The 23,699-nt window shown below is 71.0% G+C and carries 20 protein-coding genes and 2 tRNA genes; 6 read left to right on the top strand and 16 right to left on the bottom strand.

Annotated elements, in window-relative coordinates:
• Nucleotides 1-12 precede the first annotated feature (12 nt).
• From QQX04_RS00520 to QQX04_RS00500, 5 genes are read right to left on the bottom strand one after another with little or no spacing between them, the layout of a single operon-like run.
• Nucleotides 13-621 (bottom strand): hypothetical protein, encoded by a 609-nt coding sequence (locus QQX04_RS00520; RefSeq protein WP_301125130.1) that lies wholly within the window; start codon nucleotides 619-621, stop codon nucleotides 13-15.
• The gene (locus QQX04_RS00515; RefSeq protein WP_301125128.1) at nucleotides 618-1,901 is read right to left on the bottom strand and encodes a hypothetical protein; all 1,284 of its coding nucleotides are present in this window, start codon (nucleotides 1,899-1,901) and stop codon (nucleotides 618-620) included. Before QQX04_RS00515 ends, QQX04_RS00520 begins: the two co-directional genes overlap by 4 nt.
• Nucleotides 1,901-2,233 (bottom strand): hypothetical protein, encoded by a 333-nt coding sequence (locus QQX04_RS00510; protein ID WP_301125126.1) that lies wholly within the window; start codon nucleotides 2,231-2,233, stop codon nucleotides 1,901-1,903. The genes QQX04_RS00515 and QQX04_RS00510 overlap by 1 nt, the downstream gene beginning before the upstream one ends.
• Nucleotides 2,234-2,255: 22 nt before the next feature.
• A complete protein-coding gene (locus QQX04_RS00505; protein ID WP_301125124.1) occupies nucleotides 2,256-2,555 on the bottom strand; it encodes a WXG100 family type VII secretion target in 300 nt (99 codons plus the stop codon).
• Between the two features lie 47 nt (nucleotides 2,556-2,602).
• Nucleotides 2,603-6,976 carry a type VII secretion EssC family protein gene (locus QQX04_RS00500; protein WP_301125123.1) on the bottom strand — a complete coding sequence of 1,458 codons (4,374 nt, stop codon included), beginning with the start codon at nucleotides 6,974-6,976 and terminating at the stop codon, nucleotides 2,603-2,605.
• Nucleotides 6,977-7,112: 136 nt separating this feature from the next.
• Between QQX04_RS00500 and QQX04_RS00495 the strand changes: the two genes are divergently transcribed.
• The 4 genes from QQX04_RS00495 (at nucleotide 7,113) to QQX04_RS00480 (ending at nucleotide 12,557) form a co-directional block, all read left to right on the top strand.
• Nucleotides 7,113-8,390, top strand: a complete 1,278-nt coding sequence (locus QQX04_RS00495) for a sensor histidine kinase (RefSeq protein ID WP_301125122.1) — start codon at nucleotides 7,113-7,115, stop codon at nucleotides 8,388-8,390.
• Complete coding sequence (locus QQX04_RS00490) at nucleotides 8,387-9,115, top strand: response regulator (protein WP_301125121.1); 729 nt, start codon at nucleotides 8,387-8,389, stop codon at nucleotides 9,113-9,115. Before QQX04_RS00495 ends, QQX04_RS00490 begins: the two co-directional genes overlap by 4 nt.
• Before the next feature lie 158 nt (nucleotides 9,116-9,273).
• Nucleotides 9,274-10,008 carry an ABC transporter ATP-binding protein gene (locus QQX04_RS00485; protein WP_301125119.1) on the top strand — a complete coding sequence of 245 codons (735 nt, stop codon included), beginning with the start codon at nucleotides 9,274-9,276 and terminating at the stop codon, nucleotides 10,006-10,008.
• Nucleotides 10,008-12,557: an ABC transporter permease gene (locus QQX04_RS00480; RefSeq protein ID WP_301125117.1), complete on the top strand. Its 2,550-nt coding sequence runs from the start codon at nucleotides 10,008-10,010 to the stop codon at nucleotides 12,555-12,557. The genes QQX04_RS00485 and QQX04_RS00480 overlap by 1 nt, the downstream gene beginning before the upstream one ends.
• 277 nt (nucleotides 12,558-12,834) lie before the next feature.
• Here QQX04_RS00480 and QQX04_RS00475 read toward each other — a convergent pair whose 3' ends face one another.
• Together QQX04_RS00475 and QQX04_RS00470 are read right to left on the bottom strand one after the other, a co-directional pair.
• Nucleotides 12,835-13,893, bottom strand: coding sequence for a UDP-N-acetylmuramate dehydrogenase (locus QQX04_RS00475; RefSeq protein ID WP_301125115.1), 1,059 nt, complete (start codon nucleotides 13,891-13,893; stop codon nucleotides 12,835-12,837).
• A 14-nt stretch (nucleotides 13,894-13,907) separates the two neighbouring features.
• Nucleotides 13,908-15,164, bottom strand: coding sequence for an MFS transporter (locus tag QQX04_RS00470; RefSeq protein WP_301125113.1), 1,257 nt, complete (start codon nucleotides 15,162-15,164; stop codon nucleotides 13,908-13,910).
• 172 nt (nucleotides 15,165-15,336) lie between these two features.
• On the opposite strand from QQX04_RS00470, the gene QQX04_RS00465 reads away from it, so the two are divergent.
• Nucleotides 15,337-16,398, top strand: coding sequence for a LacI family DNA-binding transcriptional regulator (locus QQX04_RS00465; RefSeq protein WP_301125111.1), 1,062 nt, complete (start codon nucleotides 15,337-15,339; stop codon nucleotides 16,396-16,398).
• Nucleotides 16,399-16,487: 89 nt separating this feature from the next.
• Here QQX04_RS00465 and QQX04_RS00460 read toward each other — a convergent pair whose 3' ends face one another.
• The 8 genes from QQX04_RS00460 to QQX04_RS00425 all read right to left on the bottom strand — a co-directional run bounded on the left by QQX04_RS00460 (nucleotide 16,488) and on the right by QQX04_RS00425 (nucleotide 20,888).
• Entirely contained in the window at nucleotides 16,488-17,963 is a 1,476-nt protein-coding gene (locus tag QQX04_RS00460) for an NCS2 family permease (protein WP_301125109.1), read from the bottom strand.
• 66 nt (nucleotides 17,964-18,029) lie between these two features.
• Nucleotides 18,030-18,473 (bottom strand): VOC family protein, encoded by a 444-nt coding sequence (locus QQX04_RS00455; protein WP_301125107.1) that lies wholly within the window; start codon nucleotides 18,471-18,473, stop codon nucleotides 18,030-18,032.
• Nucleotides 18,470-18,901: a MaoC/PaaZ C-terminal domain-containing protein gene (locus tag QQX04_RS00450; RefSeq protein ID WP_301125105.1), complete on the bottom strand. Its 432-nt coding sequence runs from the start codon at nucleotides 18,899-18,901 to the stop codon at nucleotides 18,470-18,472. The genes QQX04_RS00455 and QQX04_RS00450 overlap by 4 nt, the downstream gene beginning before the upstream one ends.
• Nucleotides 18,898-19,344, bottom strand: a complete 447-nt coding sequence (locus QQX04_RS00445) for an FAS1-like dehydratase domain-containing protein (protein WP_301125103.1) — start codon at nucleotides 19,342-19,344, stop codon at nucleotides 18,898-18,900. Before QQX04_RS00445 ends, QQX04_RS00450 begins: the two co-directional genes overlap by 4 nt.
• Nucleotides 19,345-19,378: 34 nt before the next feature.
• Nucleotides 19,379-20,374 (bottom strand): endonuclease/exonuclease/phosphatase family protein, encoded by a 996-nt coding sequence (locus tag QQX04_RS00440; protein WP_301125101.1) that lies wholly within the window; start codon nucleotides 20,372-20,374, stop codon nucleotides 19,379-19,381.
• 101 nt (nucleotides 20,375-20,475) lie between these two features.
• Nucleotides 20,476-20,640 (bottom strand): 50S ribosomal protein L33, encoded by a 165-nt coding sequence (gene rpmG, locus QQX04_RS00435; protein WP_084074195.1) that lies wholly within the window; start codon nucleotides 20,638-20,640, stop codon nucleotides 20,476-20,478.
• Nucleotides 20,641-20,707: 67 nt separating this feature from the next.
• Nucleotides 20,708-20,781, bottom strand: a tRNA-Met gene (locus QQX04_RS00430).
• A 34-nt stretch (nucleotides 20,782-20,815) separates the two neighbouring features.
• A tRNA-Thr gene (locus QQX04_RS00425) sits at nucleotides 20,816-20,888 on the bottom strand.
• Between the two features lie 143 nt (nucleotides 20,889-21,031).
• Between QQX04_RS00425 and QQX04_RS00420 the strand changes: the two genes are divergently transcribed.
• Entirely contained in the window at nucleotides 21,032-22,366 is a 1,335-nt protein-coding gene (locus tag QQX04_RS00420) for a winged helix-turn-helix domain-containing protein (protein ID WP_301125097.1), read from the top strand.
• A gap of 60 nt (nucleotides 22,367-22,426) precedes the next feature.
• Here QQX04_RS00420 and QQX04_RS00415 read toward each other — a convergent pair whose 3' ends face one another.
• Entirely contained in the window at nucleotides 22,427-23,638 is a 1,212-nt protein-coding gene (locus QQX04_RS00415) for an MFS transporter (protein ID WP_301125095.1), read from the bottom strand.
• Between the last annotated feature and the right edge of the window lie 61 nt (nucleotides 23,639-23,699).

The raw sequence follows: 23,699 nt of genomic DNA, 5'->3' as shown, positions 1-23,699 counted from the left end.
GGCCCTGGCCGATCACTCCTCGCGGCTCCAGCGCGCTCCGATGACGAGCGCGTCGCAGAGCTCAAGCCACGCGGACGTGGTCTCATCGTTCACACCCACCACGGTGTGAAGCAGGGCGAGCCACCTCCCATGACCGAGTGGCGGGAGCAGGTACCTGGCCCGGAGCACCTCGATCCCAGGAAGGTCCTCGACCTGCACTGCAAGCCGGTCAGCATGGGAGGAGTCGAGAGCGGATCTGCTGTGCGTGCGCATCGCGGGTCCTGCGTCGGTGGCGAGCAGCCGCGCGGTCGCGTCCTGTGCGGCGACGGACGCGAGCATGCTGTTCGCCTCGTGCGGCGAGGAGGTGGCGAGCGCGAGCCGCAGCACCGCGACGGTCACGGGCAGCTCTGCGGCCAGCCCGCCCACCGGCACAAGGAGCGACACGACCTCGCCGTGCTCTTGCTGCACTGAGGAGAGGGCGCCCTCCCACGCCTCGGCGACGGTGGAGCGCCACAGCGCTCGGTCGCCCGTAGCCATCGACTCGGTGAGATCTGCCGCAGCGGCGTCGACCGAGCGGATCCCGTCGCCGGGCTCGACGAGCCGCCATCCGTCAGGCACCGTCATCTGAAGGGTTCTCGTCATGCGCCATCCTCCTGGGAGTCTCCGCCCGCCCGCTCGCTCGCTTCGTCGTGCATCTCCACGACCACGTCCTGCATCTGCCACGTCAGCCCGTCGAGCGCATAGCGCGACCGTGTCGCGAGCTCGGTGAGCCCGGTCGCGTTCGTGCCACGCGCCGCGCCCTCGGCGCTGGCGTGGGCCACCCCCGTGAGGCCGGGGTCGAGCGAGCGCCTCACCCACTCGTCGAAGCCATGCGCCCTGAGGTCGATGGCGTGAGCGCCGAGCGCCCCTCCGACGCGTTCCACGCCTGGGACGCCGACGCTCACCAGTCCGGCGCCCGAGCGATCGAGCCCCGAGGCGATGACCCCGCTGAGGGACGACCCCGCTCGGTGTGCGATGCCGTCGGTGACCCGTCCACCCACGCGGTTGACCGCCGCCTGCACTCCCAGGTCGACCAGCGCGGAGGCGGGGCGTCGCCCCGAGGCGACGAGCAGCGTCGTCGACACCGCCCTCACGACGGCGACCACGCGAGCGCCCGCTTGGGCCACTCGCGAGAGGGCGAGAAGCGCGGGGGCGAATCCTGCACCGACGCCGGTGAGGACCAGCGCCACCGCGACCACGGTGCAGAGGACGGCAGCGATGTCGAGCAGGAGCTCGAGGTCAGGCAGCACGTCGTCCAGGAGCACCTCGAGCCCCGCGCAGATGACGTCCCAGCCGCTGTCGTCGAGGCCCGAACGCTCCACGGCGATGTCGATGTCCGCCGCGCAACGCCGGGAAGCGTCGTGCCAGAGCCCGAGCAGGATCGCGAACTCCCGCTCGCACCTCGCCGCCTCCGCGAGCGCGCTGTCGAGACGGTCCTGCGCGAGGCTCTCGGGAGCGGTGGGGACCACAAGAAGCGCCTCGAGCCCGGCGGGATCCTCGGCCGCCCTGCGCTCCGCGGCGATCGCCTCCGCGTCGCTGAGCGCGCGTGCGGCGTCCACGTCACGCTGCGCATCCACCGCGCGCGCATGCAGCGCTCTCGCCTCCGCCTGGAACTCCTCGAGATCCGCCGCATACCGTTGCACCGCGGTCGCGGTGCGCACGTACCGCTCCTGCACCGCGGCGAGCTCGGAGGCGATGACCTGTGCGGCATCCAGGTAGGCCAGCACCGCGGTGCCGCACATGCCCTGGCCCTCACGGGCGGCGGCGAGCTCGGCTACCGTCAGCGCGAGGGCGTCGCCGACGGCTCCGAGCGCGGCAGCGCCATGACGCAGGAGCACCGGGTCGCCTGAGAGCGGCGAGGTCTGATCGAGGACGCTCTCCATCACCTCACCTCCCTGGCCTGCGCGGCAGGCGCGCGCGGCGGCGAAAGGACCTGCGCCAGGGAGCGGTCCGCCTCGTCGAAGCCCTGGTCGATCTGCCGCAGCACGCCCGCGAGGCCGGCCAGCGAATCCTGGAGACCCTCGCGCCGGACCCTCCAGGCGGAGTCGAAAGACGCGAGCGCATCGCGCAACTCCTGCACGCGCCACGACTCACCGAGACCGCTCATGAGAGCCTCACGGCTCTCCGATGCCGACGCGAGATCAGCGACGACGGCGTCGATCCGCGCCGCGGCACCTTCGAGCGCCGCGTCGCTGAGCACCAGGTCTCGACCCATGGGCCGCCTCCCGCCTCCGCCGCTACCGGCCGCGGATCGCGCTCGCGAGCGCCTCGTCGGTCTGCTGGAGGGTCTCCGAGGCGCTGCGCAGGAACTGGCTCAGCCCCTCGAGCGCGGAGATCGCCTGTCGGGACGAGGCGGTGAAGGTCGTGTACTGCTCGTGGAACGCGCCGGACGAGGCGCTCGTGACGTAGCCGCCTGAGACGAGCGAGTCGATGTAGGACTTCAGCTCGGCGAGCCGTGCGTCGATGTCGCCCTGCCCCGACACGAGCTGGTCGGCCGCGACGCGAAGGTCCTCGTAGGTGACGGTGATGTTGGCCATGGACTCTGCTTCCTCTCCTCCGCCCGGTCGGGCGGACGACTGTGAAACTATCCGCGCTCGTCGACGGGTCGTCGAGGGCCTGGGGGTTCTGTGGAGAACGCCTCCGGCAACCAGGGCACCTGGACGACGCGCATGCTTCCTGGCGCGATGACGACACCTCGGCCAGGCGGAGGACCGTCCGGCAGCCGCGTGCCGCGGACCCCGAGCAGGAACTGCACATCCGCGGGCTCGGCTCCGAGGACCAGACCGCGTCTCGCCGACCGGATATCCGCGGCGAGAGGCCCGAGCCACGACTGCGTGTCGGCCTCACCGACCACCGCGTGCCCCGCCTTCATCGCGTGACGCAGCGTCTGGACCACCCTCGGGTCCGGAGTTCCCGGTCCGAGGTCCTCCAGGTGCTCCACGACGACGACGATCGCGTCCTCGGGCTCCGCCGGCGCCTCGAGCCTGGCCGCCCACCGCGTGAGGAAGATCCCGGCGGCATCGACGCCCGCGCAGGAGTCGTCCCATGCGCTCAGCTCCCCGAGACGGCTTCGTCGAAGGGACAGGTGCAGAAGCCTTCTGGAGGGGCGCGCCGCACGCATCGCCGTCGCGAGCCACGCGGCCGCCGCGGTGCGGCCCGATCCCGCCGGCCCTGCGATGAGGAACGCCCGATCGATCTCCACCCCCATGGGTCGCAGCGTCTGCTCCTCGATGCCGAGCACCGGCATCCCCTGCACCTCAGGCGGCATCTCCGCAGCCTCGACCCGCGTCGGCATCCGAGGGACGGGCGGCGGGAGCACGGACGGAGCCGGCAGGCTCGACCTCAGTGCCGCGACCTGACGGTCGAGCCGTGGCGACCCACCCGGCACCGCGATCTGGAACTCGAGGCCCGAGGCCGCATCGAGCCCCCGCCCGGGTGGAGCGTCGCTGGGCACACGCTTCGAGCGCAGGCCCGCGAGCGCATACTCCGCCTCGTCCGTCGTGCGGAGTGTGAGCAGACGGGTCATCACCGCGCGCAACGAGGCGTGCAGCGCTCCCGTCCGTGCCGCCGTGGCAGCGACATGCACGCCGGCAGTCCTGCCGTCCGATAGGACGGCGCGAAGATCCTCCCAGGTCACCTCGCGCCCGGGCACGTGCAGGAGCTCCTCCTGGAGCCGCACGGCGTCGTCGATCAGCAGCAGCACCGCGACCTCGTCGGCCTGTGGCGCGTCCCCCTCCGACGCCACCGCCTTGCGCTCTCGCACGGCCGCGGCCAGGCGAGCGAGGAGACGCGCGATGCGCTCGGCATCGGTGTGCTCCAGCACGTCTCCCACGTGAGGCAGGTGCCGCAACGGGGCCAGCCCTCCTCCGCCTCCATCGATGCAGTAGACATGGAGCGCGGCTCGGTCCGGTGCCGCTGCGGCAGCCGCAGCGAGCGTCCTGAGCGCGGCGGATGCTCCTGACGCGGGCCCCCCGATGACGAGGAGCGGTCCGTCGTCGAGGCGGTGCGAGAGCGGGACCTGCCGCTGGCGGCCCGGATCGTCGAGCAGGCCCATGGTGAGACCGCCGGGCGCGGCAGACAGGGCTTCGAGCGCGAGGCAGTCGGGCAGCTCGTCGAGCCACGGACGCCGTGCAGGGCCCTGTCCCGAGAGCCGGTGCGCCTCGCGCAGCGCATCGACCACGCGCTCGGCGTCGGTGCCGAACGATGGTGCCGGTGCGGGAGCGGCAGGCTCCGGCCATGGCCCGCCCCCGGCGAGGCTCGCGTCACGGACGGGAAGGCGGACCGTGCGTGGCCCGAGCGCCGCCGTGCTCGCTCCCCCGTAGGCCGACTGCAGCTGGCGGACCCGCCCTGGGCCGTGGCGGACGAGCACCCTGCCGGGGGTCCCGGGATCGAGCCCGGCGGCCGACGCCTCGCCGAGCACGTCCCGGGAGTCGGCGTCGTCGGCCATCCGAAGCGCAAGCCGAAGGTTCGTGTTCGCGCGGAGGCTGTCCCGGATCACTCCCGCTGGCCGCTGCGTGGCCATGATGAGGTGGAGCCCGAGCGAGCGGCCGCGTTGCGCGATGTCGAGGACACCGTCGATGAACGCAGGGACCTCTGAGACCAGGGTCGCGAACTCGTCGATGACGACGACGAGTCGAGGAAGCGTGGACCTGCCTGCGGCGAGCAACGCGTCGAGGTCCTTCGCCGCCGCGTCGGCCAGCAGCCTCTCTCGATGCGTCAGCTCGGCGCGCAGCGACACGAGCACCCTCTCGGCAAGCCGCGCGTCCAGGTCGGTGACGAGGCCGACCGCGTGAGGGAGGCGCACGCACTCGGAGAATGCCGCGCCACCCTTGTAGTCCACGAGCAGGAAGTTCACGACGTCGGGGCCGTGCGCGCATGCCATCCCGAGGATCCAGGCTTGAAGCAGCTCCGACTTCCCGGATCCGGTGGTGCCGCCGACGAGCGCGTGCGGCCCTTGGCTCGCGAGGTCCAGATACTCGGGCCCCTCCGCCGAGTGGCCGACGAGCGCACGGAGCGACCCACGCGCCCCGCCGCGCGTCGCCTCTCTCCAGCGGCTCGCATGCACCTCGGGGTCGAGCACCTCGGCACCGTGCAGCTCGACGAGCGGCACTGCGCGGGGAAGCGCAGCTCCTTTGGAGGCGACAGCAGCGGCGTCGCTCAGCGGCGCCAGCATGCGCGCGACGCGACGGGTGCCGTCGAGCGAGGCGCGCTCGGCCTCCACGGGATCCGCAGGTGCCCCTCTCAGCACCTGTCCGACGCGCGCGTCCTGCCCCGCGGCGGTGTGGAGGACGGTGCGGCACGCGCCCGGGATGCGAGAGGGGTCCTCCGCCACCCAGATCACGTGCACGCCATGGTCGGGCCCCCTTTCGGCAAGCCTCAGCAACCGCTCGCGCTCCACGGGCTCGGCATCGTGGACGAGGACGACGAGCGACGGCCGTCCGGGCACCGCGCGGATCCCGTCCGCCTCGTCCGCACGAGGCGCCGGAAGCGCAGCAGCGATGCCGACCCCCGCGCGGCGCGCCACCAGGTCCTCGAGGGAGTCCATCAACGCGCCGCGGCGCTGCCCTGAGACTGCCGCGTCGCCTCCGAGCAGGGCCCGCGCGGCGCGCACATGCGGGAGCCACCCCATCCAGTCCCATGACTCGTCCCCAGGTCCATCGGATGCGAGCACCGCGAGCGCCAGCTCGGAGGGCGGGTGCAGGACGGCGAGCTGGAGGATCGCCGCACGTGCCGCCGCGGAGCCTCCCTCCCCCGCGAAGCCGAGCGAGCCGCACACCGTGAGGTGCGCGGTGACGGGCGCCTTCGGCACCGTGGCGTATCGGGAAGCCACCTGCTCGACCCGAGGGCGCGCATCGGGCAGCGCCATACCGCCCTGGGCCGCGGTCGGCGGCGCGGAGGCGGGCACGGCTCCCGTGCCGAGCCGTACGGCCAGGAACTCGGCGTGCTCGGGCCTCCGGGCCCACAGGGCTGATCCTCGGGCGACCACGATCTCCTCGCACTCGTGGACCGCAGGGAACCGCGCGCCCAGAGCGGACCGCTCGTGCGGCTCCCGTGCGGCCAACCGTGCGGTCGCGTCCTCCAGTGCGGCGTCGAACTCGGCTGAGAGCTCCGCACGCCTGCGGCGCCGCTCCCACCGCGAGTCGAGCACTCCCGCGAGCATCACGAGCGGAGACATGAACACGAACACGAGCGAGAGCGCACGACCGGTCGCGGCGAACATGGCGAGCCCCATGAACGCGGGGGCGAGCAGCGCCGCCCGCGGCATGCTCCGCACCTCGGGCATCGTGGGTGGCTCGGGAAGGTCGACCGCCTCCTCCGGAAGCCGTGGCAGAACCTTCGGTGCGGAGGTCACGACGTCGCCGACGCGCGATGCCGCGGCGGCGTCCGACGGGACGACCCTGACCAGCCTGAGCACCGAGGAGCCGAGCGCGAGCGCCTCGCCGGGGCGCCATGGCGCTCGCGTCGCGGGTGTTCCGGAGATCGCGACGCCGCCGGTCGAGCCGAGGTCCTGGACCTCCACGGAGGCGCTCACGCGCACCGCCAGGTGACGTCCCGCGACCAGCGGATCGGTGAGCGTGACCGACGCCGAAGGATCGCGGCCGACGACGTTGACGCCGGGACGCAGCGCGAACACGGATCCGCGATCGGGCCCCCTGACCACCTCCACCGCGGCCACAGTCTCGTCACGCGCGTCCGACGCGACGACGGGCTCGACCTCGTCGCCGCTGCGGAGGCCGGACTCCCTCACGTCGGCGTCGGGCGCGAGCATGGACCAGCCGTCCTCACGCCCGCGCGAGCGGCCCAGGACCCGCAGGGTGAGCCGAGCGTCGGTGCAGCCGCGCACCTGCGCGGGCGCTGCGAGCCGGCGTGCGAGATCAGCGACCGTGGCGCCCTCGGGGACCGTCACCTCGATGGGCCCGTCGTGCGCACCGCCCCGCAGCGTCACCCGCAGCTCCATGGCCCTCCCGTCCCGCCCGGTGGCCCGACGCTAGCCCCGGCACGCGAGCACGAAGCATCTCCGAGAGCACGCCTGTGGATGACGCGCGGGCCGGATGCCCATGTGAGCGACGGCTCGGCACGGCTAGCCTGTCTGCGTGGACCTCAAGCTGCCCCGCCTGCCCGACGTGCTCGTCGCCGCCGCGATGCTGGTGCTCGCCGTGGTCACGGCGGTCAGCCTGGGGGACCCTTCCCCGAACGCCGTGCACGAGTACGACGCGCTGGGATACCTGCTCATCACGCTGCAGGTGCTGCCGCTCGCATTCCGCCAGCGCTACCCGCGGGCGGTCCTGTGGGTCAGCATGCTGTTCTGGGTGGTCGCGGCAGGCCTCGGATACGTGGACACCCCCGCGATGCTCGCGATCTACATCGCCCTGTACGGCGTCGCGTCCTACATGCCGCCGCGTCAGGCACTGGTCCACATCGGGGCCGCGACGGGTGTGCTGTTCGGCTGGATCACCGTCGGCCTGCTCGCCACGGACTACGTGTCCGCCTGGTCGTATGTCGCGGGAGTGCTCGCCGTGCTCGTCCCTGTGGGGCTCGGCTTCACCGACTACAGGCGCCGCGAGCGCATGACCGAGCTCGAGCTCGACGCGCAGCGCCGCGAGCAGGCCGAGCGGATCGCCGCGGCCGACGCGGTGCGGGCCGAGCGGGCACGCATCGCGCGCGAGCTCCACGACGTCGTCGCGCACGAGATGACCGTCATGACCCTTCAGGCGGAGGGTGCCCGACGCCGGGCCGCGAAGGATGACCCTGTGCTCGCCGAGGCGCTCGCCACGATCTCCGACTCGGGCCGCAAGGGCCTCGCGGAGATGCAGCGCATGATCGGCGTCCTGCGCACCTCGGAGCGCGAGGCCGAGGACGAGGCGGCCGAGCTCACCGGCAGGGTGCGACGCAGCGGCACCATCGGCGCAGTGCTCGGGGACGACCTCGGCCCCATGCCGTCGCTCGCCGCCATCCCCGAGCTGGTCCAGCAGGTGGAGGACGCCGGCATGCCCGTGACGCTCACCATCAGCGGCACCTCGCACGTGCCTGCGGGCGTGGAGCTCAGCGCCTACCGGATCGTGCAGGAGTCGCTCACGAACGCCCTCAAGTACGCAGGCCCCGGCGCCCACGCGATCGTCACGCTCACCCGCCGACCGGAGGCGGTCACCATCGAGGTCCAGGACGACGGACGGGGCACCATCAGCGAGGTCGCGGGCACGAGCGGCGGCCACGGGCTCGCAGGCATGCGCGAGCGGGTGGTGCAGCTCGGCGGGGAGCTCGAGCTCGGGCCCCGCAAGGGAGGCGGCTTCCGCGTCCACGCGGTGCTGCCCGTGACAGACGATCAGGTGCGCGCCGGCGTGGCCCGCACCACCAGCAAGGGAGACTCATGATCAAGGTCGCGCTCGTCGACGACCAGCAGATGGTCCGCGTCGGACTCAGGATGATCCTTGAGTCGGAGGACGACATCCAGGTGTGCTGCGAGGCCGCGGACGGCGAGCAGGCGCTCAGCCTCGCCGACGAGCACGAGGCCGACGTCATCCTCATGGACATCCGCATGCCGGGCATGGACGGCATCGCCGCCACCCGCGAGCTCATCGCCCGCCGGCCCGCCGCGCGGATCGTGATCCTCACCACGTTCGACGACGACGAGTACGTCTACGAGGCCCTCCGCGCAGGAGCCTCGGGCTTCCTCCTCAAGAGCGCCGAAGGCGACGCTCTCGTCGACGCCGTGCGCGTCGTGGCGGGAGGCGAGGCGCTTCTCGCCCCCGAGGTGACCCGACGCGTGATCGAACGCTTCGCCACCACCCCGAGCGCCGGCGTCGTCCCTGCTACTCCTGCGGTGGAGCAGGTTCCCGTGCCGACGCCCGGCCCGGCCGACGACGCACCCCACCAGCCCTCCGCGGAGGCGATCGGCGACCTCTCCGAGCGCGAGGTCGAGGTCCTCCAGCTCATGGCCCGCGGACTGTCGAACCAGGAGATCGCGACCGAGCTGTTCGTCTCCAACACCACGGTCAAGACGCACGTCAGCCACATACTCACCAAGCTCGGAGTGCGAGACAGGGTCCAGGCCGTCGTCGAGGCATACGACTCCGGGATCGTCCTCCCCCGGGGCTGACCGCCGCCGCGGCCCCCTGGGGGACAACCCCCGCATCGTCCGATCGGACGAGCGAGCAGAACCGTCCTTTCGGACGATGACCGCCAGGCGCGACCGTGGCCACACTAGACCCGTCAGACGTGCCGCGCAGGACGCGCGGATCTCACGAAGGGGAAAGCATGACCACCACCGCCCTCGCCGCCACCATGCGCGGCGGATACAAGGACTACGGATTCGGCGACACCGCCGTCCGCGCGCTCGACGGCATCAACGTCGACATCGCCCGTCACGAGTTCACCGCCATCATGGGCCCCTCGGGCTCAGGCAAGTCGACGCTCCTGCACACCCTCGCGGGCCTGGACCGGCTCACCGCCGGCGAGTCCTCGATCGCAGACATCACGATCACCTCGCTTCCCGAGGCGAAGGTCACCGAGGTCCGCCGTGACCACATCGGCTTCGTGTTCCAGTCGTTCAACCTGATCCCCTCGCTCACCGCGAAGGAGAACATCACCCTGCCGCTCGACATCTCCGGCAAGCCCGTCGACAAGGCGTGGTTCGACGAGATCATCGGCATCCTCGGACTCGGAGACCGCCTCACCCACCTGCCCGCCGAGCTTTCCGGCGGCCAGCAGCAGCGCGTCGCCGTCGCCCGCGCCCTCGTCGCACGCCCCGAGATCATCTTCGCCGACGAGCCCTCCGGCAACCTCGACTCGCGCTCCGGCGCCGAGCTGCTCGGCTTCATGCGCCGCGCCGTCAAGGAGTTCGGCCAGACCATCGTCATGGTCACGCACGACCCGTCGGCCGCCGCCTACGCCGACCGCATCCTCTTCCTTGAGGACGGCCAGATCGTCGACGAGATGCGCGAGCCCAACGCCGACAAGGTCCTGGACCGCATGAAGCAGATGGGGCACTGATGTTCCGCCTCGCCTACAAATCCGTCAAGCACAACCCCAAGAGGTTGCTGCTGACCGCGGTCGCGGTCGCACTGGGAGTCGCGCTCGTCTCCGCGACCCTCACCCTCACCAACGCCCTCTCCAGCGGCTTTAACAGCCTCTTCAGCGAGATCTACGGCGGCACCGACGTGATCGTCGAGCAGGTCGCCGAGGAGCAGGCCGACGGCACCGGAAGCGGCAACGAGATGTTCGCCGCAGGAGAGTCCACCTTCGACGCTCAGGACCTCGCCGCCATCCAGGCTGTGGACGGCGTCTCAGGCGCCTACGGCGGCCTGCAGGTGACCGCCACCGTGCTCGCCGCAGGCTTCGAGCCGACCGGCGACCTCATGTCGTCCGGGGGACCGCCCACTCAGATGTTCAACTGGACCGGCGAACCCGACGTGGACCGCGCCACCCTGATCGACGGTGCAGGACCGGCCGCCGACGGTGAGATCGTGCTCGACGTCGACTCCGCCCCGTCGCTCGGCTACGAGATCGGCGACTCCGTCACCGTCGCCACCGTCGACGGCGTCACCGAGCTCACCCTCGTCGGCACCGTCCGCTTCGGCGAGTCGAACTCGCTCCAGGGAGCGGTGCTCGCCTACGTCACCGAGTCCGAGGCGCACGCGCTCACCGGTGAGGACGGCTACCAGCAGATCTCCGTGCTCACCGAGGATGGCGCCGACAACGAGGCCGTGGCCACGGCGATCAACGAGGTGCTGCCCGACGGCACGCGCGCCATCACCGGCGAGGCAAAGGCCGCTGAGCAGGCCGCCGAGCTCGACGACATCCTGCAGTACATCGACATCTTCGCGATCGCCTTCGCGCTCATCGCGCTGTTCGTCGGCTCGTACATCATCGTCAACACGTTCAGGATCATCGTCACCCAGCGCACCCGCGAGTTCGGCCTCATGCGAGCCATCGGCGTCACCGGACGCCAGCTGCGCTCCATGATCCTTCTCGAGGCGGTCGTGATCGCCATCGTCGCCTCGACGATCGGCATCATCGTCGGATACCTCGGCGCGCTCGGGATGTCGGCTCTCGTCGAAGCCTTCTCGGGCGACCTGTTCGGCACCGTGACGCTTCCGCCCGACGCTCTCCTGTGGAGCTACGCGCTCGGTTCCCTCGTGACGCTCGTCTCGGCGCTCCTGCCGGCGATCCATGCGTCGTCCATCTCCCCGATGGAGGCGCTGCGCGAGTCCGCCACCGAGTCGAAGAAGCCGCTCAAGATGCGCAACGTCGTCGGCGGGGCGATCACCCTGCTGGGCCTCGTCGGCATCTTCGTCGGGCTCTACACCGGCGTCGCCGACCCGTACTGGTACGTGGGAGCAGGTGCCATGGCGCTCATCATCGGCGTGACCCTGCTCGCCGCGCAGGTGCTCGTGCCGCTCGCCTTCGGGCTGCGCGACGTGCTCACGCGGATGTTCAAGATCGACGGCAAGCTCGCCGCCAACAACATCCGCCGCGAGCCCCGGCGCAGCGCCAACACGGCGGCCGCGCTCATGATCGGCGTCATGCTACTCGCGCTGGTCGCCACGTTCACCGAGTCGCTCAAGACGGTCGTGACGAGCCAGTTCACGCAGATCAACGCGGAACTCTTCGTGCTCGACACACAGACTGGCGTCGTTCCCCAGGGCGCGATGGACATCATCACGTCCGCCGACGGCGTCGACTACGTGTCATCGCTGTCGATCAACTCCGTCGAGTTCGAGGGCATGCCCGAGTCGCTCGTGGCCGTCGAGGCCGAGACCGCGGACGCCGCCTACGACTACGACAACGAGCCCGACTTCACCGAGCTCGACGGCGGAGTGTTCATCGGCCCCGACATCCAGGATCGCGGAGTCGAGGTGGGCGACCAGGTCACCCTCACGGGCGACGCCGACACCCTCACCCTCGAGGTCACCGGCCTGTACAACACCGCTGAGGACGGCTCGTTCTGGGTGGAGTGGTCGACCGCCGAGCAGATGTACGAGGAGGTCGGCGTCGTGCAGGGCCTGGTGGTGCTGGACGAGGACGCCGACGTGGACGAGGTCCAGGCCGACATCCTCGAGCAGCTGAGCGCCGAGTACCCGCTCGTCGCGCTGCAGCAGCCCGACCAGCTCGCGGCGCTCGCGAACACGTTCATCGACCTGATCCTGGGCGTCATCTCCGCGCTGCTGGGTGCGGCCCTGATCATCGCGATCCTCGGCGTGGCGAACACGCTGCTGCTGTCGGTGACGGAGCGGACCCGCGAGATCGGCCTGCTGCGTGCCGTCGGCGTGAGGAAGTCGTCGATCTGGCGCATGATCACGATCGAGTCGATGGTCATGGCCGTGTTCGGCACGGTCCTGGGCATGATCCTCGGTGTCGGGCTCGGCGCAGCGCTCGTGAGGGCGCTCGAGGAGTTCGGCTTCACGACGATCGCGATCCCGTGGATCTGGCTGATCATCTACACGGTCGGCGCTGCCATCGCCGGTGTCGTCGCGGCGATCTGGCCCGCATGGAGGGCGTCCCGCATGGACATCCTCAAGGCCATCGCCACGGACGGTTGACCCCGTTCTAGACCGGGTACCTGGTGGTCAACCACCGGGTGCCCGGTTGCCACAGGGCCCTCGGAGCGCACGCTCCGGGGGCCCTTCGCGTGCGCGGCGCAGTGGCGGCCGTGCGCACCTGTGACGCGCGCCGCAGTGGCGCCGTCGCAGACAGTCCGAACCACTCTCATCCCGACACGCCGCCGTACAACCACTGATCGGCGGCGCCGTCGGGGTGTCGCCGATCAGATTGGTTCGCAGTGTCCGGGGCGAGCGGACACCCTCACTCCGTGAAGTGCTACAGCTCCGCGCCCACCAGCATCGGCTCCGGGACAAGGGTGATGCCGAAGCGCTCGTGGACTCCCGCACGGATCGCGCGCGCGAGCTCCAGCAGGTCCTGCGCGGACGCGCCGCCCCGATTCGTCAGCGCGAGCGTGTGCTTGGTGCTGAGAGACGCGCGAGCGCCCTCGCGCACCGCGAACCCCTTGGGGAAGCCCGCGTGCTCGATCAGCCACGCGGCCGACGTCTTCGCCTTCCCCTCCCCTGCCGCGGGGTAGGCGGGAGCGCCCTCGGGCACAGCGTCGGCGTCGACGATCGGATTGGTGAAGAACGAGCCGGCCGACCACGTGTCATGGTCCGCGGCATCGAGGACCATGCCCTTCGAGCCCCGCAGCGCCAGCACCGCCTCTCGCACCTCGGTGATCGGCACGCGCGTGCCGATCTCCACGTCGAGCGCCGTCGCGAGCTGCTGGTAGCGCACGGGCGCCGAGAGGGAGGCCATGCGGGTGTGGAAGGTGACGTCGAGCACCACGTACCGCGGCGTCGGCCCCCAGGGACCGTCGGTCATGGTGCGCTTGAGCATGGAATCGCGGTAGCCGAACTGCGCCTTGATGAGCGGCAGCGAGGTGACCGCCTGCGTCTCCCTGTCCCAGGTGCGGATGAGAGCGACGATCTCCGACACCTCAGCACCGTAGGCGCCCACGTTCTGCACAGGCGTGGCCCCCGTCGAACCAGGGATCCCCGAGAGCGCCTCGAAGCCGCTCCACTGGGAGTCGACGGCCTGCGCCACGAGGTCGTCCCAGGGCGTGCCTGCCGTCGCAGTGATCTCCACGCCGCCGCACGAGCCATGGTTGGCGAGCGACACGTCGGCGCGGGCATCTCGCACGACGACGCCGTCGAACCCGGAGTCCGCCACCAGGAGGTTGGAGCCGCCGCCGACCACGAGGAGCGGCTGGCCTGAGTCGTCGGCCGTCCGCACCGCGTCGATCAGCTCGGCCTCGCTCTGGGCCTCGACCAGCGCGCGGGCGGGACCGCCGACGCGGAACGTGGTGAGGTCGGCCAGGCGAGGTGCTGTCATGGGCTCCAGCGTAGTCAGCGCCGACGCTGGGCCGGCGCCGCGCCCGCCCCACTGGAGGACGACAGCTCGTCGGCGGCGAGGACGGCGGAGCCGACCATCCGCTCCTCCGCGCGACGCGACCGGAACAGGCCACGAGGTGCGCGGACCGCCCTGGCCAAGGTGAAGTTGATCGTCGCGGCGACTAGCACGAGCAGGAGCGCGTAGCGCAGGTCGACGAGCTCGGCGACGTGTCCGACGAGCTGCGGCACGAGCAGCCCTGCGACGGTGGAGAACGAGGCGACGGCCGCCATCCGAGCGGCGGCGCGCTTCGGGTCGTCAGCGGCCGCGGAGAATCCGATCGGGGCCCCGAGCGCCGCACCCATGCCCCACAGGACCGCCGCGATGGGCACCACGTAGATGCTCGGCGCGAGCGCATAGAGCACGACGCCCGAGGCCACGAGGCTCGCGGAGACGCGCAGCGAGACCACGCGACCCAGGCGGTCGATGACGTGAGATCCGAACCAGCGCACCGTCACCATCGAGATCACGAACACCCAGTACATGAGGTCGGCGATGGCCTCCGTCTGGCCGAAGTCGTCCACCACGGACAGGGGGAGCCATTGCGCGGCGATCATCTCCGTCATGGACCCCGCGAAGACGATCAGGCCGATGAGGACCACGTGCGGGTCGCGGTACTCGGCCTTCGCCGTGGCGAAGGGCCCGCCGAGGCTCGCCCCGGCGGCGCGAGGGTCCGGCCTGCCGTCGACCGTGGACCGGGGGATGGCCCACATCTTGACGACCGTGATGAGGCTGCCGACGGCCACGAAGTGCCACAGCGGGGCGACCCCCGCATGCGAGAAGAGAACGCCGATGCCGAGCCCGACGGCCATGCCGACGGAGAAGCCCGCGTGGAACTGGGGCATGATCGCGCGGCCCACGAGACGTTCGACCGTCGCGGCCTCCGTGTTCATCGCCACGTTCGTGAACGCGAAGGAGAAGCTCACCAGGAAGTACCCGAGCGCGAACAGGGGTCGCGCGCCCAGCTCGGTCGCGAGCCCGACCACGGAGATCGCCACGAGGTACGAGAGGTTGGACCACCACAGCAGGGCGCGGGTGCCGAACCTGGCGGCTGCCCAGCCGGTGAGGAGCAGCGCGACCAGGGCGCCCACGGCACCCGAGATGAGCAGCATCGCGAGGCCGGACGGGCTCACGTCGAGCAGGTCGCGCATGGACGGCACGCGCGACAGGAAGGTCGCCGTCAGCAGCCCGAGGAAGGCGAAGAGCGAGAGCACGCCGATGCGCGCCGAGCGGATGCGTGCCGCGTCGGGCGAGGTGGTGGGTGCGAGGCTGGCGCGCAGGGTGGTGCCCTTCGGTATCGAAACGTTTCGGCACCTTCGATGATACGACTAGCCTGGACACATGTCGTACGCGGGCGCCCGCCCCGCGTCACCGCCAAGGAGGACCATGGCCCGCACCGGCCGACGCCCCACGATGGCCGACGTCGCCGCCAAGGCAGGCGTCTCGGTCTCGACAGTGTCGCTCGCCTACTCGGGCGCGGCCCCGGTCACCGAGGAGACCCTCGCCAAGGTCAAGGCCGCCGCAGCCGCGCTCGACTATGCGGGCCCCTCCGCGCAGGCGCGCGCTCTCCGGTCGGGACGGACCGGGATCGTCGCTGTGGTCGTGCACGAACGGCTCGTGCGCACGCTGCGCGACCCGCTCCAGCTGCGCATCCTCGACGCGATCGTCGAGGACCTGGGCGCGATGGGCGTCGGCGTGCTGCTCCTGCCGTCGCCCGACTCCGGGGACTCTGACAGCGCGCTGCTCGCGACAGCAGCGATGGACGCCGCCGTCGTCCTCCGGGTCCGCGACCACGACGAGCCCGCGCTCGAGGTCCTGCGGCGACGCGGCATCCCTGCGGTCGTCATGGAGGCGCCCGACGGCGCGCTCAGCGGTGCGCACATCACCATCGACGACACCGCGGCCACCGAGGAGCTCGTGCGCCGCCTGGTCGACGCCGGCCACACCCGGATCGCCACCGTCACCGTCCCGATGACCGACCACGCGCGCACGCGCCTCCTCGAGCCTGCAGATCTACCGGACCCGATGTGGACCGCCCCGCGCCACCGCCTCGACGCCTTCGCACGAGTCGGGATCGAGCCGTGCGCGATCGTGGAGGCCGAGGCGTCGATGGTCGAGGAGGGGATGACCGCAGGGCGCCTCCTGCTCGAGCACCCGTCGAAGCCGACGGCGGTCGTCTGCCACTCCGACCTTCTCGCCGGCGGCGTCATCGTCGCCGCGCGCGAGGCCGGGCTCGAGGTGCCGCGCGACCTCTCGGTCACAGGGTTCGACGGGCTGGACCTCCCGTGGCTCGCGCCGCTCACCCTCACCACGCAGGCGCAGGACGGCACCGCGAAGGGGCACGCCATCGCGAGCGCCGTGCGGGCCCTGCTCGATGGCGACGAGCCAGGCGAGATCCCGATCGCGCTCGAGCTGCGCGAAGGCACCACCGTCGCTCCCGCGCCCTGACGCGACTCCCGGCCCTCGTGCCCGCGTGAAGACGCCGACGGGGCGCCACCCGGACTGTCCGGACGACGCCCCGTCGGGCACGGGAAGACTCAGGCGATGCCGAGCAGGCTCCGGATCGCGGGAAGCGCGAAGTAGACGGCGAAGGCGGCCGCGCCGACCCACATGAGCGGCTTGATGTCCTTCGCACGGCCGGTCCCCGCCGAGATCACGACGTAGGCGATGAAGCCGACGCCGATGCCCGCCGCGATCGAGTAGCCGAACGGCATCACGATGATGGTGAGGAACGCGGGCACGGCGATCCTGAAGTCGCGCCAGTCGATGTCCGTCGCGGAGGCGAGCATCATGAGACCGACGAGAACGAGCACGGGCGTCGCGGCCTCGAACGGCACGATGTTCGCAAGCGGCGACAGGAACGTCGCTACGACGAACGCGAGGCCCGTCACGACCGACGCGAGGCCTGTGCGGGCACCGTCGCCCACCCCGGAGGCCGACTCGATGTACGCGGTGTTGGACGACACCGACGCGGCACCACCGGCCATCGCCGAGACCGAGTCGACGATGAGGATCTTCTGCGAGTTCTCGGGGATGCCGTCCTCGTCGTTGAGGTGCGCCTCCTCACCCACCGCGGTCATGGTGCCGAGGGTGTCGAAGAAGTCGACGACGAGCAGCGAGAAGATCGTCATCAGCACCGTGACGATGGCGACGCCCGAGGAGAAGCCACCGAAGAGGCTCACCTGCCCGATGAGCCCCAGGTCAGGGAGGAACGACCAGTCCTGACCGGCGAACGTCGGCACCACCAGGGCCCAGCCGCCCGGGTTGTCCTCGGCGACCGGCCCGAAGCTCCAGATCGCCTCGACGATGAAGGCGAGGACCGTGACGCTGACGATCGAGAGCAGCAGCGCGCCCTTGACCTTGCGCACCAGCAGGATGCCGCCCAGCATGATGCCCACGAGGAACAGCAGGGTCGGCACGGTCGAGATCGAGCCGCCGTCGCCGAACGCGCCGGGAGTGGCCGACGAGAGGTCATCGGTGACCATCCGCGAGTCCCAGAACGCGATGTAGGCGAGGAACAGGCCGATGCCTGCGGCGATCGCCTTCTTCAGCGGCATGGGGACCGCGTGGAGGAACTTGATGCGGAGCTTCGTGAGCACGAGCACCAGCACCAGCGCGCCCTCGAGCACGATGAGGCCCATCGCCTCGGGCCACGTGAACATCCCGGAGCCGACGAGGCCGTACGCGACGAAGGCGTTGATGCCCAGGCCCGCAGCGATCGCGATCGGGAAGCGCGCATATGCGCCCATCAGGATCGTGAGCACGCCCGCGACGAGCGCCGTCGCGGCGGCGATCATGCCGAGGTTCGGCTCAGCGCCGCCCCCGAGGAAGTTGCCTTCCTTGTCCTGGACGAAGCCGAGGATCAGGGGGTTGAGCACCACGATGTACGCCATCGTGAAGAAGGTGGTGAAACCGCCTCGGATCTCCTGACTGAAGGAGGAGCCGCGGGCGGTGATGCCGAAGTAGGCGTCGAGGCGCGCGAGGACGCCGGTGTCCTGGGTGGTGGAGGTCATGGCAGACATGGTGCCAGCGCGAGGTCCTAGACGCGCGCTGACGGAGTCCCAGGATCCTGCAGGCGCCTAGGCGCCGGTGGTGCCCGCCTCGGACGCGTCGTCGAGCATCTCCTGGAACCTGACCACGTAGCCGTCAGGGTCCGCGACGACGATCTGCCGGACGTGCACCTCGTGCCCCGGGACGCCGTAGTGCGCCTCCGCGGGGCCATGCAGGAGCGCGATGCCGTGTGAGCGCATGCCCGCCAGCACGGGCTCGAGGTCGTCGACGAGCACCCGCAGATGCGAGCCCCGGCCGAACGGGCGCGCAAGCTCGCTCCCGAACCAGTCGCGCTCGGGCTCCCCCTGCTCGAGCATCACGTGCGCCTCGCCACGGGTCAGGTAGGCGAAGCCTGGCGCCGCTCGGCGCGGGTCGGGCGCGAACCCGCATGGTCCGCACCAGAAGCCGAGGCTCGCGGTCAGGTCGGTGACGGCAAGCTCGGGAACGAGCGGAGGTGCGTCGCGGAAGGTCATACGCAGTTGACGAGCGCCTGCGCCTTCATCAGCACCTTCTGGCCCTCGAACTCCACGGTGACGTCGATGCGGGCGGTGCGGGTCTCGTCGTCCAGGTTGCCGACGGCGGCCGAGAAGGACACGACGGCCTCGCCCGGGTTCGGCACCGGGATGGGGCGCGCGAAGCGGCATTGGAGATCGACGACGTTGCCTGGACCGGCCCATTCCTCGACGACCGATGCGGCGGTGCCCATGGTGAGCATGCCGTGCGCGATCACGCCGGGAAGGCCGACGGACTCCGCGAACACGTCGTTGTAGTGGATCGGGTTGAAGTCGCCCGAGGCGCCCGCGTAGCGGACGAGGGTGTCGCGGGTGAAGGCGACCTCCCGCGTGGCGACGATCTGCCCCTTCTCGAGGCCCTCGTAGGAGGGCGCGTCCTGGTCGCTCATGCGTCCTCCCTCACGGCGAGCGTGGAGATCACGGTCGCGACGGGCGCACCGTCGAGGTCCGCGAGCTCGGCGCGGGTGGTCACGGTGGACACTCCCCCGCGGCTCACGATCCTGTCGATGTGGATGGTCGTGGAGATCTCGTCACCTGCCACGATCGGCCTGTGGTGCGTGAAGCGCTCGTCGGCGTGCACGACCTTGGAGAAGTCGACTCCGACCTCCGGGTCCTGCACCACGTGGAACTCGGCGCGCTGCGCGATGGTCACGGCGAACGTGGTGGGCGCGACGAGGTCGGCATAGCCCTCGGCGTTCGCGGCATCGACGTCGCGGTGCGCGAACGAGCGGGCGTCCACGGCATCGGCGAACTCGCGGATCTTGGCGCGCGAGACCTCATAGGGCTCGTGCGGGCCGTAGCTGCGGCCCTGGGCATCGGGGTTCACTGGCACGCCTTCAGCCTAGCGAAACGGGCCGACGTGGGGCTCAGTCGATCGCGTAGGTCACCACGAGCGCGCGGTGGTCGGCGCCCGAGAGCGAGACGGTCTCGACGGAGGCCGCGGCCCAGTCGACGTCCCTCGCCATCACGTGATCGATCGCGACGACGGGGAACGGAAGCCGCCCTTCTGGGAACGTGGGGACGAAGCCGGCACCCGCATCGTCGGCGGCGTCGCGGAAGCCTGCGTCCTCGAGCCGACGGAAGCCCGGGTGGTCGCGGGTCGCGTTGAGGTCGCCGACGATCATGGCGGGCCCCTCGATCGAGCTCGCCACGGTCTCGAGGAGCGCGAGATCCGCGTCCCAATCCCGGTGGGTCTGCACGCCGGGCGCCGCCGGGTGCGCGGCGAGGATCGTGATGTCGTCCCCGCCTATCGTGACGGTGCTGTGAACCGCCTTGGACACGAACCCGTCGACACGCATGGGTTCGGCGACGGGAAGCCTCGTCCAGAGACCGGTGCCGTCGAAGCCGTCGGCAGGCCATGCGTTCACCTCCGGCAGGCGAGCGCTCAGGCCCGCGGCCTCGAGCGCCTCGAAGACGTCCGGCGTGAGCTCCTGGACGGCGAGCACGTCCACGTCGTACTCCTCGACGAGTGCGACCACGGCGTCGGCATCGACCCGCCCGAACGTCGCATTGACGGTCGCGACGGTGACGGTCTCATGCTCGGCCGGATCGACCGAGGCCCCGATGAACATCGTGGAAGCCCATCCGATGGAGACGACGGTGGGCAAGGCGACGGTCCCCAGCATCGTCCAGCGCCGGGTCAGGCCCGCGACCAGGGCGAGCACCAGCCATGCGAGCGTGAACCAGGGTGTGAGAGCCACGAGGTAGGTGAGTGGTCCGGGCTCGTAGCCCGTGAGCCGAGCGAGCCACGGCACCATCAGCGCGAGCGCGGCGACCGCGAGGACGAGGTCCGGGGCCCGCTCGGTGCGCGGCCGTTCAGTCTTCGCATCGGCGCGCTCGGATGGCTGTTCCCCCTGGTCCATGTCGCGATTGTGACACGCGCGGCATGCCCGGGAACGACGACGCCCCCGGCCTGTGGACAGGTCGGGGGCGTCGGTTCAGCAGCCTGACGGCTGCGAAGCAGTTAGCGCGTCTCGCGGTGCGCCGTGTGCTTGCCGCACTTCGGGCAGAACTTGGAGAGCTCCACACGGTCGGGGTTGTTGCGACGGTTCTTGCGCGTGATGTAGTTACGGTTCTTGCACTCCGTGCACGCGAGCGTGATCTTCGGACGAACGTCGTTCTTAGCCATGCTGTCTCTCCCAGCCTTTGAGGACGCGCTCTACAGCGCGAAGGCCCGGAAGAATTCCGGGCCTCAGTAGCGAGGGCGGGGCTCGAACCCGCGACCTCACGATTATGAGTCGTGCGCTCTAACCAGCTGAGCTACCCCGCCACGGTCCGACGCTCGCGAGAGACGTCGAACTGAGAGCCCCGACAGGGAATCGAACCCTGGACCTTTTCCTTACCATGGAAACGCTCTGCCGACTGAGCTATCGGGGCCAGCCGGAATAGGTTACACGCCACGGGGCCAGAATGCGAAATCGTGCCTGAAGGCCCCGGAAGGAGCCCTCTCACGCCCGGTGGGACCGCACGGCACGAGCGGCTCCGGGCACGTGTCGCACCCCTTCTCTAGAGTGTCAGACGTGACCGAGTCGATGACCGCCGCGGAGGCACGCAGGACCTTCCTCCACGCTCAGGGGCTGGCTCGCCGCCGCCCTTCCCGCAGGCCCCGCGACGCCGACTTCAAGGCCTACCTCGACACGCAGGGGGTGCTCCAGCTCGACACCGTGAACGTGCTCGCACGGGCGCACTACATGCCGCTGTTCTCGCGGCTAGGCCCGTACACGCAGGACGCGCTCGACGCCTACCTCTGGGGGGTCCCCGACGGCCACGGCGCCCACACGTTCGAGCACTGGGGACACGAGGCGTCCGTCATGCCGCGGGACCTGCTGCCCGCCATGCACCACCGCATGCGTGGCGGCTCGTCGTGGAAGGCCAGCACGTTCCAGCGGCTCGAGCATGAGCGTCCAGGCCTCCTCGCGCAGGTACGGGACGCCGTCGAGGAGTCAGGCCCCGTCACCGCAGGAGACCTCGAGCACCTCGCGCCGAAGGAGGGACCACGCGGCGCATGGTGGGATGCGACCCATGTGAAGGTCGCGCTCGAGTACCTGTTCATCACGGGCACCGTCGCCGCGTCGCGTGGCCGCCACTTCACCCGCACCTACGACTCCCCCTTGCGCGCGTGGGACCTGCCCCCCGCCGGCGGGATCGACCGGGAGCACCGCGAGGACGACGCCGCGTGGGGGCTGGGCCAGGCGGAGGCACGTCAACTTCTCTTCGACAGGGCGCTCGCCGCGACCGGCATCGGCACGGTCAAGGATCTGTGCGACCACTTCCGCCTGCCCTATCAGGCCGGCTCGCGCGAGCCCGACGTGGCGGGCGGCCAGGCCTGGGCCGCATCGGCGGTCGAGCGAGGCCTCGCGCGCTGGGTCCATGTGGACGGCTGGCAGGAGCCCGCACTGCTCGCCGTCGATGGTGCTGACGCCCCCGCCTGGCATCGCGCCGCCTCAGATCCGGGGCGGGCGACAGGCGCCGCGCTGCTCAGCCCGTTCGACCCTGTCGCCTGGTTCCGGCCCCGTCTGCTTCGGATGTTCGGGATGGACTACCGGATCGAGATCTACACGCCCGAGCACAAGCGCGTGTACGGCTACTACTGCCTCCCCTTCCTGCTCGGCGATCAGATGGTGGGCCGCGTGGACCTCAAGGCCGACCGCAAGGCGGGAGCGCTGCTCGTGCAGGCGGCCTGGCGCGAGGAGCAGACGGTGCGCGGCGCACGGCGTCGGAGCGACGAGGAGATCGCCGTCGCGCTCGATCAGGAGCTTGCCGTGATGGCGGGCTGGCTCGGGCTCGACGAGGTGCGGATCGCGCCGCGGGGGAACCTTGCGCCCGCTCTCGCGTCGACAGCCGCCACCCGCTGAGACAGTGCAGCGAACCCAAGCCTGACGTGAGGGGCGCCGCCCTTCGCGAGCGTCGTCCCCTCAGGACGGTTCCGCGCGACGAAGCCGCCCTGCCACGGCGAACGCGGCGATAGCGACCGCGGCGAGGAGGCCGGAGAAGACGATCCCCGTGGCGGTGAGTCCGACTGCGAGCGTCAGCGCACCGGCCGACATGACCGGCACTGAGATGGAGAGGTAGGCGACAAGGAAGTAGGCCGTCGTGGCCTGCGTGCGCATCGGCGGTGGGGTCACGGCCGTCAGCGCGCGCATCCCGGCCATGAAGAGAAGCCCCATACCGACGCCGCCCAGGATCGACGAGACGAGCATCAGAGGCAGCAGCGCTGCGGACAGGGCGCCCGCGAGGAGTCCCATGCTCGCGATCAGGCTGGCGGCGCCCGCGCGCGCAAGGGTGAGGTCGGGCAGTCGCTTCAGGGACAGCTGGGCCGTCGCCGACGCACCGAAGAACAGGAAGGTGCCGAGACCCATCACCGCGGGCGACGTCTCACCGAGCGCGGCACTCATGAAGTTGGGCGCGAGCGCGGCGAAGAGTCCCGAGATCGCGAAGCCGGCGACCGACCCGATCGCTGCGGCGACGAACACGCGTCGCGCATCAGGATGCAGGCGTGGTCGTGCCAGACCCCGCGGCGCATCGTCTCGGCCGCCCCGATCGCTGATCCGCCACAGGGCGACGACGCCGAGCGCGAGCAGGCCGGCGTGGACCTCGAACGGCGCGCGCAGCGGGGCCGCGGCCAGCTGGGCGACGACGCCCGCCATGAGCATGCCCAGCCCCAGGCCACCGACGTTGGAGGCGGTCGCGAGCGACGCCGCGAGCCGTTCCTTGCCCGCTGGCGCATTCTCGAGGACGACCACCGTGCCGGTCGCCGTGAGGATGCCTGCGGCGAGGCCGGAGAGCACCCGGCCCAGGAAGAGAAGCCAGAGCGAACCCGCAGCGAAGAACACCGCCGCGGACGCGAGCGAGAGGACCAGTCCCGCAAGGAGCAGCGGACGCCTCCCCAGCGCCTCCGACAGGGTGCCGAACAGGACGAGCGACGCGATGACCCCTGCCGCATAGATCGCGTAGAGGACGGTGGTCGTCGCGCTCCCGAAGCCGAACCTGTCCTCGTAGAGCGGGTACAGCGGCGTCGGCATCGTCGTGCCCATCATCACCACCGCCAGGACGTACGACGCCGCGGCAAGCCCCAGGGCGGTGCCGCGCGACGTGCGCGCGTCGACGGTTCGTGAAGTGGTGACCATGCGTGCGAGCTCCTTGCCTCCTGGCGCCGTCGATGCAAGGGCGCATGGCTGTGCAGTATTC

This window comes from Demequina zhanjiangensis, from assembly GCF_030418315.1.
Taxonomy (GTDB): Bacteria; Actinomycetota; Actinomycetes; order Actinomycetales; family Demequinaceae; genus Demequina; species Demequina zhanjiangensis.
Note: the sequence above shows the minus strand (reverse complement) of the source record. Positions and strands in the feature narration are given on the sequence as shown.